Annotated in this window: 13 protein-coding genes and 1 rRNA gene; 1 reads left to right on the forward strand and 13 read right to left on the reverse strand. The window is 44.8% G+C overall.

What is annotated here, in order from left to right; all coding sequences use genetic code 11:
- Positions 1–284 (reverse strand): 16S ribosomal RNA (locus FS628_RS18050); the annotation flags it as partial.
- Positions 285–991: 707 nt separating this feature from the next.
- Here FS628_RS18050 and FS628_RS18055 point away from each other — a divergent pair.
- Positions 992–2,365 (forward strand): molybdopterin-dependent oxidoreductase, encoded by a 1,374-nt coding sequence (locus tag FS628_RS18055; RefSeq protein WP_145324253.1) that lies wholly within the window; start codon positions 992–994, stop codon positions 2,363–2,365.
- 135 nt (positions 2,366–2,500) lie between these two features.
- Here FS628_RS18055 and ligA read toward each other — a convergent pair whose 3' ends face one another.
- From ligA to FS628_RS18115, 12 genes are all read right to left on the reverse strand, one after another.
- Entirely contained in the window at positions 2,501–4,516 is a 2,016-nt protein-coding gene (ligA, locus tag FS628_RS18060; protein ID WP_145324255.1) for an NAD-dependent DNA ligase LigA, read from the reverse strand.
- A gap of 423 nt (positions 4,517–4,939) precedes the next feature.
- Positions 4,940–7,294 (reverse strand): DNA helicase PcrA, encoded by a 2,355-nt coding sequence (pcrA, locus tag FS628_RS18065; RefSeq protein WP_145324257.1) that lies wholly within the window; start codon positions 7,292–7,294, stop codon positions 4,940–4,942.
- 489 nt (positions 7,295–7,783) lie between these two features.
- Positions 7,784–8,479 carry a heptaprenylglyceryl phosphate synthase gene (locus FS628_RS18070; protein ID WP_145324259.1) on the reverse strand — a complete coding sequence of 232 codons (696 nt, stop codon included), beginning with the start codon at positions 8,477–8,479 and terminating at the stop codon, positions 7,784–7,786.
- 116 nt (positions 8,480–8,595) lie between these two features.
- Positions 8,596–9,471, reverse strand: coding sequence for a phosphatidylinositol-specific phospholipase C/glycerophosphodiester phosphodiesterase family protein (locus FS628_RS18075; protein WP_145324261.1), 876 nt, complete (start codon positions 9,469–9,471; stop codon positions 8,596–8,598).
- Between the two features lie 133 nt (positions 9,472–9,604).
- Positions 9,605–11,005: an undecaprenyl-phosphate glucose phosphotransferase gene (locus FS628_RS18080; protein WP_145324263.1), complete on the reverse strand. Its 1,401-nt coding sequence runs from the start codon at positions 11,003–11,005 to the stop codon at positions 9,605–9,607.
- Positions 11,002–11,991, reverse strand: coding sequence for a glycosyltransferase family 2 protein (locus tag FS628_RS18085; protein ID WP_145324265.1), 990 nt, complete (start codon positions 11,989–11,991; stop codon positions 11,002–11,004). The genes FS628_RS18080 and FS628_RS18085 overlap by 4 nt, the downstream gene beginning before the upstream one ends.
- Before the next feature lie 105 nt (positions 11,992–12,096).
- Positions 12,097–13,032 (reverse strand): glycosyltransferase family 2 protein, encoded by a 936-nt coding sequence (locus tag FS628_RS18090; RefSeq protein WP_260871102.1) that lies wholly within the window; start codon positions 13,030–13,032, stop codon positions 12,097–12,099.
- A gap of 91 nt (positions 13,033–13,123) precedes the next feature.
- Positions 13,124–13,993 carry a dTDP-4-dehydrorhamnose reductase gene (gene rfbD / locus FS628_RS18095; protein WP_145324267.1) on the reverse strand — a complete coding sequence of 290 codons (870 nt, stop codon included), beginning with the start codon at positions 13,991–13,993 and terminating at the stop codon, positions 13,124–13,126.
- Positions 13,990–15,015, reverse strand: coding sequence for a dTDP-glucose 4,6-dehydratase (rfbB, locus tag FS628_RS18100; RefSeq protein WP_145324269.1), 1,026 nt, complete (start codon positions 15,013–15,015; stop codon positions 13,990–13,992). The genes rfbD and rfbB overlap by 4 nt, the downstream gene beginning before the upstream one ends.
- Before the next feature lie 18 nt (positions 15,016–15,033).
- A complete protein-coding gene (gene rfbC / locus FS628_RS18105) occupies positions 15,034–15,594 on the reverse strand; it encodes a dTDP-4-dehydrorhamnose 3,5-epimerase (RefSeq protein WP_145324271.1) in 561 nt (186 codons plus the stop codon).
- 12 nt (positions 15,595–15,606) lie between these two features.
- Positions 15,607–16,350: a sugar phosphate nucleotidyltransferase gene (locus FS628_RS18110; protein ID WP_145324273.1), complete on the reverse strand. Its 744-nt coding sequence runs from the start codon at positions 16,348–16,350 to the stop codon at positions 15,607–15,609.
- A 33-nt stretch (positions 16,351–16,383) separates the two neighbouring features.
- Positions 16,384–16,749: an EamA family transporter gene (locus FS628_RS18115; RefSeq protein ID WP_145324275.1), complete on the reverse strand. Its 366-nt coding sequence runs from the start codon at positions 16,747–16,749 to the stop codon at positions 16,384–16,386.
- Positions 16,750–16,776: the final 27 nt, after the last annotated feature.

Below are 16,776 nucleotides of genomic sequence, written 5' to 3' on the forward strand. Positions count from 1 at the left end.
TTGGTGAGCCGTTACCTCACCAACTAGCTAATGCGCCGCAGGCCCATCCCCAAGTGACAGATTGCTCCGTCTTTCCAGTTCTCTTCAGGCGAAGAAAACAATTATTCGGTATTAGCTACCGTTTCCGGTAGTTGTCCCAAACTTGAGGGCAGGTTGCCTACGTGTTACTCACCCGTCCGCCGCTAACTATCAGAGAAGCAAGCTTCTCATCAAGTCCGCTCGACTTGCATGTATTAGGCATGCCGCCAGCGTTCGTCCTGAGCCAGGATCAAACTCTCCAATAAAGTATTGAAAAGAGCGATAAGCTCATTTTGAATCTGACGATTCATTGTGAATCAAAAGTTACTATCCATTTGTTCAGTTTTCAAGGAACTTGTATGTCCGTTTATGTTGATGTTTGTCAACCGGACAGGAATCTTATCATATCATGTTAACTAACTTACTGTCAACAATTTGTTTTCGTCATCTTTCAAATGATCATGACAATCATTCGTTTGAGGCGACAAGAAATAATATATCACGTTGTGATTTATTTAGCAAGCATTTTTAATCAACCTTCTGAAATCTAGAATCTTTATTAGTGGTGTGTTGTCTCCAACCTGTATTCGACAGATTAACACATTCTCTGAACCAATGATGGTCTCCCCTTAACGTGTATTACATATAAAAGAAATAAATCATTTCTATAATACTGCCTTCTATAGCCATAAGGAATTAAGGATCTAGATAAGGTTTAGCTAGAGTCCCGATCAGGATAACGATCCTTACCCTCCTCTTCGTTTGATGAAAGTGATCCAAAAACTCTATAATAAGGTATATAGCTATAGGGAAGGGATCAGCAATCGGATGTCTTCTTCATATGGTTAGACTATGAACAACCGTTAACCATCTCTTATAAACCTTTACTTGGATAACACGCACTCCAACCACAGTTGGCTATTACATATCAAAGATTAGAATTAACCATTATTCCTACTTGGGGTGATCGCGCTTGATAGAATGGTTAAAGAATGTACGCAAAGGTTACGGCAAAAAATTGGTTTCCATCCACGCTTGGAATGCCTGGATCGTTATGATCCTTACAATCACGGGGCTTATGCTGGTTGGTGGCTTTTGGCGCGAGATACTCGGAATTGGACGTGTCTGGCTAAAATGGCTACATATCGTCGTTGGGCTAGCTATGCTTGCTCCCGTAATATATTACTTGATTTTGGCCGGAAAGCACTGGAAACAACTTCGTAACAGACCATGGCAGAGGGTAAATACTATAGTCGTTCTCGCCCTGTTGGTGGGATGGCTCCTCTCGGGTATTGTATTATGGCAGTTCAAGCTAGCTGGACCACGTTGGTCAAATGCTGCACTTCTGATCCATGACCTGCTAACTTGGGTAGGCTTGCCTTATATTATTTACCACTCCATCACTCGAACCAAATGGTTAAAGGATCCTGCACGTCGTGCAGTGAAAACCAATACAACTTCAACACGAGCTCAAAATCAAGCTGATCCAGCTGATTCAATATCGGATGAAAAAGAAACTCCGGCTGCTATATCTTCTTCCCAGTTTGATCGAAATTCGGAAAGAGATTCCCTCAGACCAGAAGAGCGACCTCAACCGTTGTATACACGACGAGCTTTCATCCGCTCTGCTGTGGGGGTTGGTCTCGCCGTGACTCTTGGCCCTACTTTTATATCCTGGGTAGGACGAAATCTCAAAATCGATAATAGTATTGATAGCATGCTGGAGAACGATCCTAACCGTATGGTTCCTCTGCCACAACCGCTGTCTGCCTCTTCACCTCCCATCGGAGGCGGGGCTGAAGGTCATTTCCGCGTATATACAGTTACGCCTATACCATCCTTCTCCAATGCTAACTGGTCTTTCCGAATCGATGGGATGGTTGAACGGGCACAGGTATGGAACTGGGAACAATTCGTGAAGCTGGCGCGTACCGTACAGGTTAGTGATTTCCACTGTGTTACGGGATGGTCTGTGTATAAGAATACGTGGGAGGGCATTTCTCTTGCACAGCTTTTGAAACAAGCCGGAGTAAAGCCGGGAGCTCATAGTGTGAAATTTTATTCCGGTGATGGTGTGTATACGGATGCCATTACGATGGATCAAGCGCAGATGGAGGATATTATGGTCGCTGTCATGCATGATGGCAAACCTATCCCCGCTGATCTTGGTGGTCCGGTACGGCTTGTCATTCCTCAGATGTATGCCTATAAATCGGTAAAATGGTTAAATCGCATTGAACTCATCGACAGTGAACATATCGGTTACTGGGAAGAACGAGGATATGACAAGGATGCATGGCTTACAGGCGCATCTCAGCGCATTCCTAACAACATTAGTGGATCCTGATCAGTTAAGATTGGTGACTGTGCACTCGTTGTAAAAATAATCTAGATAACTAACAAAAGCCCCCGATCACATATTCGTGTCTGCGGGGGCTTTTTTCTTTTTCCTCATTATGAACTCTCTAATTACACTTTAACCCTAGGGATTCAAAAGACGTACAAGTTCGTCCTCATCCTCAATCGTAGGAATGCCAAGATCATGTGCTTTGGTTAGTTTACTACCTGCCTTCTCTCCGGCAATAACCAAATCTGTCTTTTTCGACACACTGCCAGTTACCTTCGCTCCGAGTGCTTCCAGTCTTTGCGTCGCCTCTTCCCGCGTCAATTGGTGCAGTGTTCCGGTCAAGACGACCGTTTTACCACTGAAGAAGGAATCTTCCACAACAGCAACGGCTGGTGCCTCAGGTGCCTGAGCTTTCACGCCCAAGTTGAGCATTTTCTCAATCGCAGCCTGTGTAAACGGATCTGCAAAAAAGTTTACGATGCTCTCAGCCACGATACCACCCACGTCGGGTAACTCAACCAGTTCTTCCACGGTTGCATTCATAATGGCGTGCAGATCCCGGTAATGATCAGCGAGCATGCGCGTGGTGGATTTACCTGTGTTCGGAATACCCAGTGAGTATAAGAAGGAAGCCAGATCACGATCCTTACTGAGTTCCAGCGCAGCGATAAGGTTGTTCGCTTTCTTTTCCCCAAACCGCTCCAGCTTCACCAGATCATCAAACTGTAACGTATACAGGTCGGCAGGCTCACGTACGTTCAATTCATCATACAACTGAATCGCCGTTTTCTCACTGAATGTCTCGATGTCCATGGCATCACGGGAAGCAAAGTGGGAAATTCGTGCCACCGTTTGCGGTTTACACGCAAGTCTATTGTTACAGAATAGATGCGCTCCGCGTTGCTCCAGTGGGAATCCACATGCCGGACACTGCTCAGGGAAGACGATCTCCTCGCCATCACTCTCCTCAGTCACTTTACCCAGAATCTCAGGAATGACGTCATTGGAGCGTCGGATAAAGACCCGTGTGCCCAGAGCGAACTTCAGATTTTTACGCTCAATATCGCCGACATTGTTAAGAGTGCAGTTCTGAACCGTTACCCCGGCAAGTTCAACCGGTTCTACCCGTGCCAGTGGAGTTACTTTGCCGGTACGACCTACATTCCATACCACTGCGTTAAGAACCGTCGTGGTCTCTTCTGCCTCGAATTTATATGCCACCGCCCAGCGAGGGAACTTATCGGTATAACCCAGCACCTCGCGTGTGCGCATGTCCGTAATTTTGATAACAGCTCCATCAATCAGATAGTCCAGTTGACCCCGGTTCTCCTGAATGGCGGCCAGTTGCTCCACTACATCATCAAACTCATGGAAATACGTGATGGATGGATTCACTTTGAAGCGGTTCTCACGCAGGAAATCCATCATCTGCTGATGATTGGCAAACTGAATGTCATCCGAATAACCTACGTTATAAAAATAAGCATTCAGTCGACGCTCAGCCGTCGCCTTCGGATTCAGGTTGCGGAGCGCTCCCGCTGCTGCATTCCGTGCATTCTTGAGCGGCTCGGCCGCCGTCTCATTGTATCGGTCCAAGACGGACAGATTCATGATGCCTTCACCTTGTACTTCAATCGTCCCGCTTGTGTAAGGAATTTTGAGCGGAACGGATCGGATCGTTCTAACCTGTGCCAGTATCCCTTCGCCCACCGTACCGTTACCACGCGTAGAGGCTTGTACCAACTCACCGTTGGTGTAGGTCAGGTTCAACGTCAATCCGTCAAACTTCAACTCGATGACATAACCCGGTTCCGGTAACGGCGTATCCGGATTTTTACTGTTATAGTCATTAATCAGTTTCAGTACACGGGTATTCCAGCTCCGTAGCTGCTCAATATTCTGCGCTTTGTCCAAACTCCACAATGAGGATAAATGGCGATGTGGGGTAAACCCCTTGAGCAATTCGCCACCCACACGCTGGGTTGGAGAATCAGGCAGAACCATGCCGCTTTCCTGTTCCAGCGTAACCAGTTCATCGTACAGAAGGTCATACTCCTTATCGCTGATCTGTGGCTGATCCATCGTGTAGTACTGATAATTATGCTGATTCAGCTCGGTAACGAGTTGCTCCATCCGGTGCATCGGGTCCATACAGGGCCATCCCTCCGTTAATTTGATCATATATGTAGAACGAACACCCCTATTGCACTTGAAACTCGGAACAGAATAACTTTCCATCGTTGGTATCACTACATAATTTCAATGAATGTATATCCACACTAACACTCCAATAACAGAATAACTTTCCGATCACTGTTATCCCCAGATTTCTTTTAATTCATTTTAGAAGGTAGAAATCCGTGGATAAAGGCGAACGCTTTGCTTCTTCAAGTTATTTCTGTTCTCTCCGTTACCGTGCCGATATTACATTGAACTTATATAGATTTCTAGTCATATCAATCAAGGTTAGAAATCCCGTGACAAAAACGAGGAAGATGCTTAAGAAGCAGTTTTCCTTAGGAAAGTTATTTCTGTTCTCTCTGTTATCGTGCAAAAGGAAGTTTCGTCCAAAAATTATTCTACTTTGGTAATTGGGGCAAAACCGGCAAGCAGACGTTTCACGCCAACCGGAGCCGGGAATGCAATCTGCAACTCGGTATCATTCCCTGTACCTTTGACCGCAACAATCGTGCCTGTTCCCCATTTGCCATGCTGCACTTTATCTCCTGCCTTAAACCCTGCTTCACCATTAGAAGCTACAGGCTTGGAAGCAGATGATGGGGTAGCATATGTTGGGCGGGAGACACTTGTAGTCACACGCGAAGTTGGCGTGGATGAAGTAGCAGATGAACCGCTCTTGCTTTGGTGATCGAACAGCTTGGTGCCACCACCAAAGTTACTTCCCCCACTGGAACCCAGTCCACGTCCACCATACGAGCCGCCTCCGCTACTGCCGCGGCGGTAACGATCACGAGCCATCGAGGTGTCTTCCTTTAGCTCGTCCGGAATTTCATCCAAGAAGCGGGAAGGCGGGTTCGCCGTTGTACGTCCAAACAACGTCCGCATCTGGGCACAAGACAGGAAGAGTTGCTCTTCCGCACGGGTGATCCCTACATAAGCAAGTCGGCGTTCTTCTTCCAACTCTTCATTGTCCATAAATGCACGGCTATGCGGGAAGACCCCTTCTTCCATACCCACGATAAAGACAACCGGGAACTCCAGACCTTTGGCACTGTGCATGGTCATCAGGGTAACAGCGTCGCTCTGGTCCTCTTCATCATCGTTCATACTGTCGATGTCAGCAATCAATGCAAGATCGGTGAGGAACGATACGAGCGTTTTGTCTTCATTATTTTTCTGAAATTCCATGGTTACTGACAGGAACTCATCAATGTTCTCCAGCCGTGCACGAGATTCGAGTGTGTTTTCATTTTGCATCTCAAGACGGTATTGACTCATCTCAAGAATTTTCTCGGTCAGTTCAGTTACAGACAGATACTCTACCATCTGATGCAACGCAGCGATCATGTCATAGAACTCCACCAGCGCATTCCGCGTACGGCCTGCAAATCCAAGATCGTCCACAACCTGAAGTACTCGGTAAATGGAAATCCCACGCTCTCCTGCCGCAGCCGCGAGCTTCGCTACCGTTGTATCACCGATACTACGCTTAGGAACATTAATGATCCGGGTGAGACTGATGTCATCGTCTGGATTGGATAACAGGCGCAGATACGCCAGAATGTCCTTGATCTCTTTACGATCATAGAACTTGATGCCGCCGACAATCTGATACGGAATATCAGACTTGATCAGAATTTCCTCTATAACCCGGGACTGGGCGTTGGTACGGTACAAAATAGCATGGTTCTGATAGGATTTGCCGTTCTTCACATTTTTACTAATCTCGGAAGTAACAAAATACCCCTCATCATGTTCGGAATCCGCACGGTACACCTTGATCTTCGAACCACCCTCTTTGTCCGTCCACAGTTTCTTCGGTTTACGCCCCGTATTCAGGCCGATCACTTCATTCGCTGCATTCAGGATATTGGAAGTAGAACGATAGTTCTGCTCCAGCAAAATCGTATTTGCTTCAGGGTAATCTTTCTCAAAGTTCAGGATATTGCTGATATCCGCCCCGCGCCAGCGATAGATCGACTGGTCGCTATCCCCTACAACGCAGATACGGTGGTGACTGTCAGCAAGCATGCGGCACAGCATGTACTGTGCACGGTTCGTATCCTGGTATTCATCAACGTGAATGTACTGGAATTTCTTTTGGTAAAAGTCGAGGACCTCAGGCACTTCCTTGAACAGTTGAATGGTCTGCATAATGAGATCATCGAAATCAAGCGAGTTGTTGGCTCTTAACCGTTTCTGGTACATCTTATATACCTTCGCCACAATACCCTCGAAATAGTCTCCCGACTGCTTCTCATATTGCTCCGGACTGATTAGTTCATTCTTCGCCGTACTCATCATGGATTGAACTGCCTTAGGTTCAAACTTCTTCGTATCAATATTCTGGTCTTTCATACAGCTGCGAATTACAGATAGTTGGTCCGATGAGTCCAAAATGCTGAAGTTGGAGGTAAAACCAATACGTTCAATGTCACGGCGCAGAATACGCACGCACATGGAGTGGAACGTGGATACCCAAATGTCGCGGCCCTGGGAGCCACCAACCAGTTGGGAAACCCGGTCTTGCATCTCACGGGCGGCTTTGTTCGTAAATGTAATCGCTAAAATGCCCCACGGAGGCGCCTTCCGTGTTGCAATAAGGTAGGCAATCCGGTGTGTCAGTACCCGGGTCTTGCCACTGCCCGCTCCGGCCATAATCAACAGCGGGCCATCCGTCGCCTCGACGGCTTGCCGTTGAGGGGTGTTAAGTCGTGCAACGGCATCATGTATATTTACAGGTTGCATGCATGCATGCTCCTTTCATTGGTTGGTCTATAAAGCAAAATTAATAGGTTACACTCACCACTCCGATGACAGAATAATCTTTCGATCGCTGTTATTCCCGGATTTTTTTTATCTACTTTTTCAAAGGTGAAAATCCGGTAATAAAGGCGAACGCTCCGCTTCTCCAGCTTATTTCTGTCCTCTTCGTTCTCGTGTAAAAATTAGTTTAGCTTATATTTAAAGGTAGTAAAAATACAAGAGAGAACACTTTGTTTCTTCAGATTGCTTCTGCACTCTCCGTTTTTGTGTAAACATAGTTCCTGTATACGAATCTCTTAGTAAAAGGTGAAATCCAGGAATAAAGGCGAACGCTTCGCTTCTTCAGCTTACTTCTGTCCTTCGTTTTCGTGTAAACGACATTACGCTCATATAACTTCTTTAATTAGTTAGGGCAAAGTTCTATTTTAACAGATCATAAGGGGAAAATGGGGGATTGGTAAACTAAACCGATTAAACGGTTCCTTTCACGGCCAACACCGTCTCAAGTGCCTTATTCAAATCGCTGTACACAATGTTACCTACCACGACGGTATCTGCCACCTGGGCAGCTTGCGAGGCTTTCTCCGGATCATCAATTCCGCCGCCATAGATCAGGTGCGCCCGATCCAGTTGTCTGTGCGTCTCACCAACAAGCTCCATATCTCCGAACGTTCCACTGTACTCCATGTATACGATTGGAAGATTGAGCAGACGCTCCGCAGCCTGGGCATATGCCACTGCAGCTCCTGTTGTCAATTCCGTATCTGCACCAGTCAACCGCGCTACCGTGGAGTTCCCATTAAGCACAATATAGCCCTCGGCAATAAGCAGATCCCATGGAATGAGATAACCATAACGCTCTATGGCCTGCTGGTGGTGCCCAATCATCCATTTGCTATCCGTTGCATTCAGGACCATCGGGATCAGATATCCGTCGAACCCGGGCACCACGGCCTCCAGATCGGATACTTCAAGCACACAGGGCAACTCATAGCGACGCACGCGGGACATCAGGTCTACCGTGTTATCATAGGTAATTCCGGAAGATCCGCCGATGATAATCGCATCGGTCCCCGACATGCAGACCAGATCGAGTTCTTCGTCCGTAATTTCCCGGTCCGGGTCAAGCTTAAATACATGTCTCCACTGCTTAATCATATCTATCAACGAACATTCCTCCAGAGGTTCTTCTGCATCCTAGAAAGCTTGTAAACTAAGTCTAAGTCAGCAGACAGTGAGTGTCAATGTTCGTATAAAAAGGGGAACAGGAAAGCAGTATTTTTTTATGGTTTCCACGCAAAACGTGTATTCATCTCATCCAGTTCCTGCTCCGTCAGCACGTCTGAGTATACCCCGTACACGCCCCACTTCTCATAGTTAGCCACTTGTTCAGTATCATTGATGGTGTGCACGTAGGTGACAGAACCCGCACTATTCAGATTGGCTACGAAATTCTGGTTTACTTTATATTCCGGCATGGTTACGGCATCGATATCATTTTTTTGCACGAAATCAACAATCTGAGCTTCTGTATCCTGTGTTGCATATAACGTATAGATAATGGAAGGGAATGCATAGACTTCTTTCACCGTATCAAGCATCGGTTCGTTATAGATCTGTACCACCACCCGATCCAGCACGGAGGGATCATGTTCTTTGGCTGCATCCACCAGGGACTGTAACACCTGCTGAATGTCCTCGTCCTTCTGTTCCTTGGTGTCGGTTACGATATACATATCCGGGTACTGAGCCAGTACATCAATAATGCCATCGGCATCCATGGGTTGATACATGCCCAAGATTGGCGTATCCATGAATTCATCATGTGTCAGCGCCCCGGCCTGTTTATCCTCCGGAAGCTCTTCGTCTTGTCCTAGCATTTTGCTCATATTAGCAGTCCATTCATGTCTGGCTACGGCTTTGCGATCCGAGGTCAGCATAAAGTCGATTTCAAATACACGTGTGCCTTTCTCATAATTGGCTATCATCGCTTCATAGGCGTTGGTATATGGTTGATCACGAATGCTGCCCATTGCATGGGCTATTAATCTATAAGCGGTAAATCCGTCCCGTTGTTCTTCACTCTGGCTTTCATAGGCAAAAAAGAGTGTACCTACGGTAACGATTAATAATGTTAAAACGGCGGCAATGCGTTTCATATAGCATTCACATCCTCAGTACCTTTTTGATAGCTAACTACCCGAATTGAGGAGGTGCAAAACAAAATAGCCGCCCGGAGGCGGCTGTTAAATGGTGGGATGAAAGATTGTAAATCAATACCGTTAGGTAATCCTAATATGCATTCTTGAGACCATTTCGAATGGTTTCCCATATGATTTTGATATCGAATAATAAAGACCAGTTTTCAATATAAAAGATATCTTGTTCAATTCGATCCTCGATTGAGGTATCTCCTCGTAATCCCTTGCTCTGTGCCAATCCTGTGATTCCTGGGCGGACATGGTGTTTGATCATATATTTTGGGATTTCATCCCTGAATTGGTTGACGTAGTAAGGTCGTTCTGGCCGAGGACCAACAACACTCATATGACCAAGCAAAACGTTGAAAAATTGAGGTAACTCATCTAGACTTGTGCGTCTTATAAAAGTGCCAAAAGCCGTTCGTCGCGGATCATTCTTGGTGGACCACCCTGTGTCCATTGTGCCCTCAGGAATGACTTTCATCGAGCGGAATTTGAACATCATGAAGTTGCGTCGGTTAAGTCCTACTCGCTCTTGTTTGAAGATGACGGGCCCAGAAGAAGTAAGTCGTACTCCTACCGCGACAACGAGCATTACCGGAGAAGTTAAGAGGATCGCAGTGAGAGAGAAAAGAATATCGAAAGTTCTCTTCATCAATCGGTTCACCGCAATATCCAGTGGAATGTCGCGAACGTTAATCATCGGCATGCCTGCAAAATTATCAAAATGAGGCCGTGCTGGCAAGTAATCAAAGAAGTCAGGAATGATTAGTGTCCGAACGCCTGCCTTCTCACACACATTGATAATATGCGAATACTTATCGTGAGCATCCAGAGGTAATGCCAGAATGACTTCATCAACAAGATGCGTAGACAAGAACTCTTCCAGTTCGTCGATTCGGCCAAGAATGGGTTTGTATCTTTTCTGTTCACTCTGATCCCAGTGACGGTAATCATCCAGGAATCCAGTCACTTCATATCCAAGTTCGGGATAATTTCTAAGGTTGTCATAGAAACGTTTGCCTAGTGATCCAGCACCAAGGATGAGCACAAACTGACGGTTGAAGCCTTTTTTGCGCAAGCGTTTCAGTTGCACTTTCACTATATAGCGATAGAACAGTGTGAATGATACATTGCCAATCATATACATGGCGAGATATGCACGTGAGATGTTTACTTCTTTGAAAAAGAACATCAGGCTCAGCAGCATGAAGAAGGCTATGCCATGAGATTGGAGGATTCTCCAAAGTTCGTCTACAAATCGTTTTTTTCGCTTGGCTATATAAAGAGAGGACATCAGTCCTGTAATGATAGCAAGAGCTGCGTAAACTAAGCTCCACATCATATATTTCTCTATAGGTAGTGGATTTTGGTTCGTTAACAGGTCACTCTCAAATTTCAGCCACCAGGCCAACAAAAATGAAAGCTGGATTACGCCAAAATCAGCCGCAATATACAATTGAGTTAGAAATCGTTGATTACGCCGAATCATGGGTTCACCTCGGAAGATGCTTCATTCTCCGCTCTCATGCGGGTTGCAGTCTGCCCTTGTCGAGAAGGAAGGGACAATTTGCTGCGCAGCAGGGACAAAGTAAATTTGAGCGAGATGCCTACCCACACAACTGCATTCGTCAGCGGATTGTATTTCTTCGCGTAGTGCTTGCGGTGGAACACCCACATCGCTCTATGAAACTCATACGTAATTTTCAAAGGTTTGCGACGGGCACTGGCACCCTTGTAGTGCACAATATATGTACGCGGATAATAAAAAATGCCCCAACCCGCCTCTTTGATGCGATAACACCAGTCAATATCTTCTCCATACATAAAGAACGTCTCATCCAACCCGCCAACCTGCTCAATCGTCTCACGCCGCACTAACATGAACGCACCGACAAGACAGTCTACCGGATATTCATCATCAGGGCTCAAATGTCCCAGTTGATATTGATTAAACTTCGGCCGATCGGGGAAAAGACGAGAAATACCGAATGCGTAATAAAATGACGCTGACGGCGTAGGAAATCCACGCTTACAAGCCTTATCCAAGGAGCCATCCGGCAGGATGACTTTGCAGCCAGATGCTCCCATCTCAGGATGGCGATCCATGAAGTAGATCATGGTGTGGAGTGTATCCGACTGGATGACTGTATCGGAGTTAAGAAGCAGTATATAACGGCCTTTGGCTACTTCCATTCCTTGATTATTGGCTACGGAGAAACCTGAGTTGTTCTGATTAGCGATGAGTTGGACGTCCGGGTACACCTCACGAATCGCTTCCACCGAGCCATCATGAGACGCATTGTCTATGACAATAACCTCGTATTGGTAAAAGGTTTGGGATGCATATACCGATGCCAGACAGTCCAATGTTAGCTGGCGTGTATTGAAGTTGACGATGATGATGCTGATATCCGGATCATACGAACTATTATTTTTCGATTTTCCTCGTAAGGAAAGATCTACTGTCTCAATCATTCTGGAAAAACTCCTGACTTTAATGCTGTGTTTAACTATTGAAAGTATAACATATTATGGACGAAAAAAATCGAAGCAAGCATATCTTCAGATTGCTTCATTCAACTAAACTTTCTTTAGAACGTATATGAGTTTGAGCACAAGATTATCAAGATAGGTATGACGGTAAAAGGGCATATTGAAAGCATATTTTAAGCGTTTAATCCAATGGCTGCTCAATTGAACTAAAAATTGCTGTATATCCTCTTGTTGCTGCAAAGATAGTTGTCCTTTGTACACTTTAAGAAATAAGGCAGCTTGCCTACTTAATCTAAAACTTTTTTCATTTATGAAACGGTCCCATCTGTTTTTCCATTTTATAATCAATGATTCGTCGCTCCCCCCCAGAACATTCTCCTGATGTTGGCGGTACAGAATTTTTGGATCTTCATCAAAAATTACATCTCCAAAAGCACTGACGTACAGATAAATCCAACGATCATGCATAATAACCTGTGTGAAATCGGAGGGAATGTTTTTAGTAACTTGCTCAAATGTTATTGAATTCAAAACCATAGTACAACCAACACAACAATTTTCCACCAAGGCATTATACAAACTTAAAGGTTTGGGAGGCAATTTGGGCCATATATTCAGATTGTTCAAATCCTGATCTACCATTTGTGTAGAAGAACAGTACATAAGTGGTACATTCAATTGCCTTATTTGTAATCTAGTTACTGCTCTACTAAGTTTGTCTTGCATCCACACATCATCTTGATCACAGAATGCATAGAAGTCGTATACAGGCTGCGTTTGACGCATTAATTCAAAAAAACTTCCGATTACGCCTACATTTTCCCCTTCAATCATACGAATCTGATCCGGATATGCCTTGGCATACCCACGAACCTTCTGGACTGTTTCATCGGAAGAACCATCATCCCTGATATGAATGTGGAGATCGACCTGACTCTGTGCAAGAAGGCTTTCGAGTTGTTCATCAATATACTTTGCTCCGTTATATGTAGAAAGCATGACACATACTTTAGGTTCGTTCACGTTTCACCTCAAAAATTAACTTTTCTTCATTATATACGAAAACTCCCGCCCAGAAATACCAGAGCGAGAGTTACCTAAAAGGATGTTATAATTATTTAGTTTCTGACAAGGAAAAAATAAAATCTTTTAGTCCGTCCCGCCATGGGCGGAGATCCGTCAAGCCATTTGTCCGAATGGACACGTGGTCCATAACTGAATTGACGGGCCTAGGAGCCGGTCTGGGGAACTGTTCGGTTGTGCAAGGTTCCAATTTTGCTTGAATGGATACCCCTCCAGTGGTTTGAGCCTCCTCAAATATAGCCTGAGTAAATTCATACCATGTGCAGGTACCACTATTGGAGGCATGGTATATTCCATACATTTCTGTTGCCATGAGTTCCATAAGGAATCCTGCCAAGTCTACCGTATACGTAGGCGATCCTTTTTGATCATGGACAACCTGCAATTTTGGTTTTTCCTGGCCCAGCTTCAACATCGTTTTAACAAAATTATTTCCGTAAAGTCCGTACACCCAAGACGTTCGTACAACGAACCATCTGGAGGACAGAGACTGCACCAACCATTCTCCAGCTCGTTTGGATTTGCCATACACGCTTTGCGGATTCGTATTATCATATTCTTGATAAGGATCTACCGATTTGCCATCAAATACATAGTCCGTACTAATATAAATTAGTTTGGCTCCAGCTTTTTCTGCCGCTACAGCAACATTACGTGTTCCTGCCGCATTCACCTTATACGCACCATCGACATCCGTCTCCGCTGCATCTACGGCTGTATAAGCTGCACAATGAATGACCACTTCAGGATGATAGGAGGAAATGACGTCATTACACTGTGCCTGATTGGTAATATCCATTTGATCCCGATCACATGCTAGAACATCATGCCCCACTTTTTCCAAAAGAAGCACCACATCGCGTCCGAGCTGTCCGCTTGCTCCAGTTACCAGAACCTTCATGCCTTGGCGTCTCCCAAACGAGAACCGTATTGTTTTTCGTAGTATTCTTGATAAGCGCCCGATTGAATACGAGTCCACCATTCCTTATTATCGAGATACCACTGTATCGTTTCCTTAATTCCCGTCTCAAAATTATGTTTGGGCTTCCAGCCAAGTTCAGTCATTGTTTTAGTCGGATCAATGCCATATCTGCGATCATGTCCAGGACGGTCCTGTACATATTGGATCAGAGATTCTGGTTTGCCCAGTTGCTCCAAGATGGTTTGGACAATGTGTACGTTCGTTCGCTCATTATTGCCGCCGATATTGTACACCTCACCATTACGCCCCTTATGGATAACCAGATCAATTGCGCTGCAATGGTCCTCTACATAAAGCCAATCCCGAATGTTCAACCCGTCACCGTAGACTGGCAGAGCCTCATCATTTAACGCACGTGAGATCATGAGTGGAATTAGCTTCTCAGGGAACTGGAGTGGACCGTAGTTGTTAGAACAGCGGGTAATATTTACAGGCAGACCAAAGGTCTCATGATAAGCACGTACCAGCAAATCTCCTCCTGCCTTGGAGGCTGAATACGGGCTGTTAGGCTGTAGAGGCGTATCTTCTGTAAACAACCCTGTAGGTCCGAGAGATCCATATACTTCATCAGTCGAAACTTGAACGAATTTGGTGATGCTGTGCTTCTTCGCAGCATCCAACAATACCTGAGTACCATTGACGTTCGTTCTTACAAATACGTCCGGTTCCAGAATACTGCGATCCACATGAGATTCGGCAGCAAAGTTAACTATCACATCTACACCCTGACCTATCAGGCGGTCCATCTCCTTGGCATCAGTGATATCTGCCTTGACGAAGGTATGCCGCTTGTTGCTTTCAAGTGATTTTAAGTTCTCCAGATTGCCCGCATATGTGAGTGCATCCACGTTGATAATCTCATAGTCTGGGTACTGCTCAAGCATATACATGACAAAGTTACTTCCAATAAATCCGGCGCCGCCGGTCACAAGCAGTTTCATATGATCGAAACCTCCTAATTACTTCACTTCGAAATCGAAGTTAATTTCCGCATTTTGAAGCAAAGGATGCTTCTGGTCTTTCTCTGACAAAACCGGATTGGATGTGGGCCAATCAATTCCAAGTGCCGGGTCACTCCATAATATGCCTCGGTCGTTCTCCGGGGAATAGTACTCGTCTACTTTGTACAAAACTTGGGTGTTTGGAACCAACGTACAGAAACCGTGGGCGAATCCCTTGGGTACCAGTAGCTGGCGATGATTATGCTCGCTAAGGATGAAACCTTCCCATTTGCCGAAGGTCGGCGACCCTTTACGTATATCAACGATAACATCGTAGATTGCACCAGCAATAACGCGGATTAACTTGGTCTGTGCCTTCGGATTCAACTGATAATGAAGACCCCGAAGTACACCAGGCTGGGCAGACAAAGACTGATTATCTTGAACGAATGTATGCTTAATTCCTTTATCTAATAAAACAGCTTCATTGAAACTCTCAACGAAAAAACCTCTATGATCACCATGAACCACTGGCTCAATCAAGCTTGCGCCTTGCAATTTTAAAGGGGTTATTTTCATCTCCATACCCTCCTACAATTTCAACTTGCCGAATTCTTCTCCGAAAACAATATCTTTAGCCAATTCATTAGCACGTGCCAATGAAGGATGCGTACCTGCATCGGTCCACCATCCTTGGAGAATATCAAAAGACAGTTGTTCTCTTTCAATATATGCATTGTTAACGTCTGTGATCTCTAATTCTCCTCGATCGGATGGCTTTAATGTTTTTACAATCTCGAATACGGTATGATCAAACATGTAAATTCCAGTTACCGCGTAATTACTCTTAGGAGCTTTAGGTTTCTCTTCAATTGATAGAATACGAGAACCATCAATTTCGGGAACACCAAATCGAGTTGGGTCATGAACTTCTTGGATAAGAATTTTTGCTCCAGTAGATTGAGTTTTGAAGTTTTCAACAAAAGGTGAAATATCATCTTCAAACACATTGTCTCCTAGAATGACCACCATCTGATCATCTCCGACAAAATGCTCAGCAAGATCCAACGCCTGAGCTATACCACCAGCTTCGTCTTGGACCTTGTATGTAAAACTAACCCCCATGTCACTTCCGCTGCCGAGTAAGTTAACCACATCACCCATGTGATCTTTACCTGTTACAATGAGGATGTCTTCAATACCCGACTGTTTGAGTTTATAAACCGAATGAAAGATCATAGGGTACTTCCCTACGGGAAGAAGATGTTTATTGGTTACTTTGGTAAGTGGATACAAACGTGAACCTGTTCCACCAGCGAGTATAATTCCTTTCAATTCAAATATACCTCCAACTATAATTGTAATAGTTTAATCTAACGCAATAAAAAAAACACCAATCATAATGATCATTGCACCAATCCACTTCATAAGAGACACAGGCTCATTAAAAAATATTAATGCTGCTCCTATGCCAAGCACGTATGCAACACTTTGAATAGGATACGCTACGCTCAGTGGCATTCTCGATAAAACTACAAACCATATCAATGTGGCTAGAGCGTACAATACCAAACCGGTAAAAATAGGAAGTGTAAAAATAGCTTTCCATGCATTTGATAAATTCACACCACCAAGTTTCTCTAAACCTAACTTAAATAAAATTTGTCCTCCGCATAACATCAGTATATTTAATGTTAAAAGAATATAGCTTATAAGAGTAGGCGCCTTATGCATAAAGATTCCCTTTCCTTCTTCTATCCT

It is taken from the genome of Paenibacillus xylanexedens (assembly GCF_007676705.1).
GTDB classification, from domain to species: domain Bacteria; phylum Bacillota; class Bacilli; order Paenibacillales; family Paenibacillaceae; genus Paenibacillus; species Paenibacillus xylanexedens_C.

Coding starts and splice junctions, on each gene's coding strand:
- pcrA (WP_145324257.1), bottom strand. CDS start 7,294: ATGCAACCTGTAAATATACATGATGCCGTTGCACGACTTAACACCCCT.
- rfbC (WP_145324271.1), bottom strand. CDS start 15,594: ATGAAAATAACCCCTTTAAAATTGCAAGGCGCAAGCTTGATTGAGCCA.
- ligA (WP_145324255.1), bottom strand. CDS start 4,516: ATGGACCCGATGCACCGGATGGAGCAACTCGTTACCGAGCTGAATCAG.
- rfbD (WP_145324267.1), bottom strand. CDS start 13,993: ATGAAGGTTCTGGTAACTGGAGCAAGCGGACAGCTCGGACGCGATGTG.
- rfbB (WP_145324269.1), bottom strand. CDS start 15,015: ATGAAACTGCTTGTGACCGGCGGCGCCGGATTTATTGGAAGTAACTTT.
- FS628_RS18075 (WP_145324261.1), bottom strand. CDS start 9,471: ATGAAACGCATTGCCGCCGTTTTAACATTATTAATCGTTACCGTAGGT.
- FS628_RS18080 (WP_145324263.1), bottom strand. CDS start 11,005: ATGATTCGGCGTAATCAACGATTTCTAACTCAATTGTATATTGCGGCT.
- FS628_RS18085 (WP_145324265.1), bottom strand. CDS start 11,991: ATGATTGAGACAGTAGATCTTTCCTTACGAGGAAAATCGAAAAATAAT.
- FS628_RS18115 (WP_145324275.1), bottom strand. CDS start 16,749: ATGCATAAGGCGCCTACTCTTATAAGCTATATTCTTTTAACATTAAAT.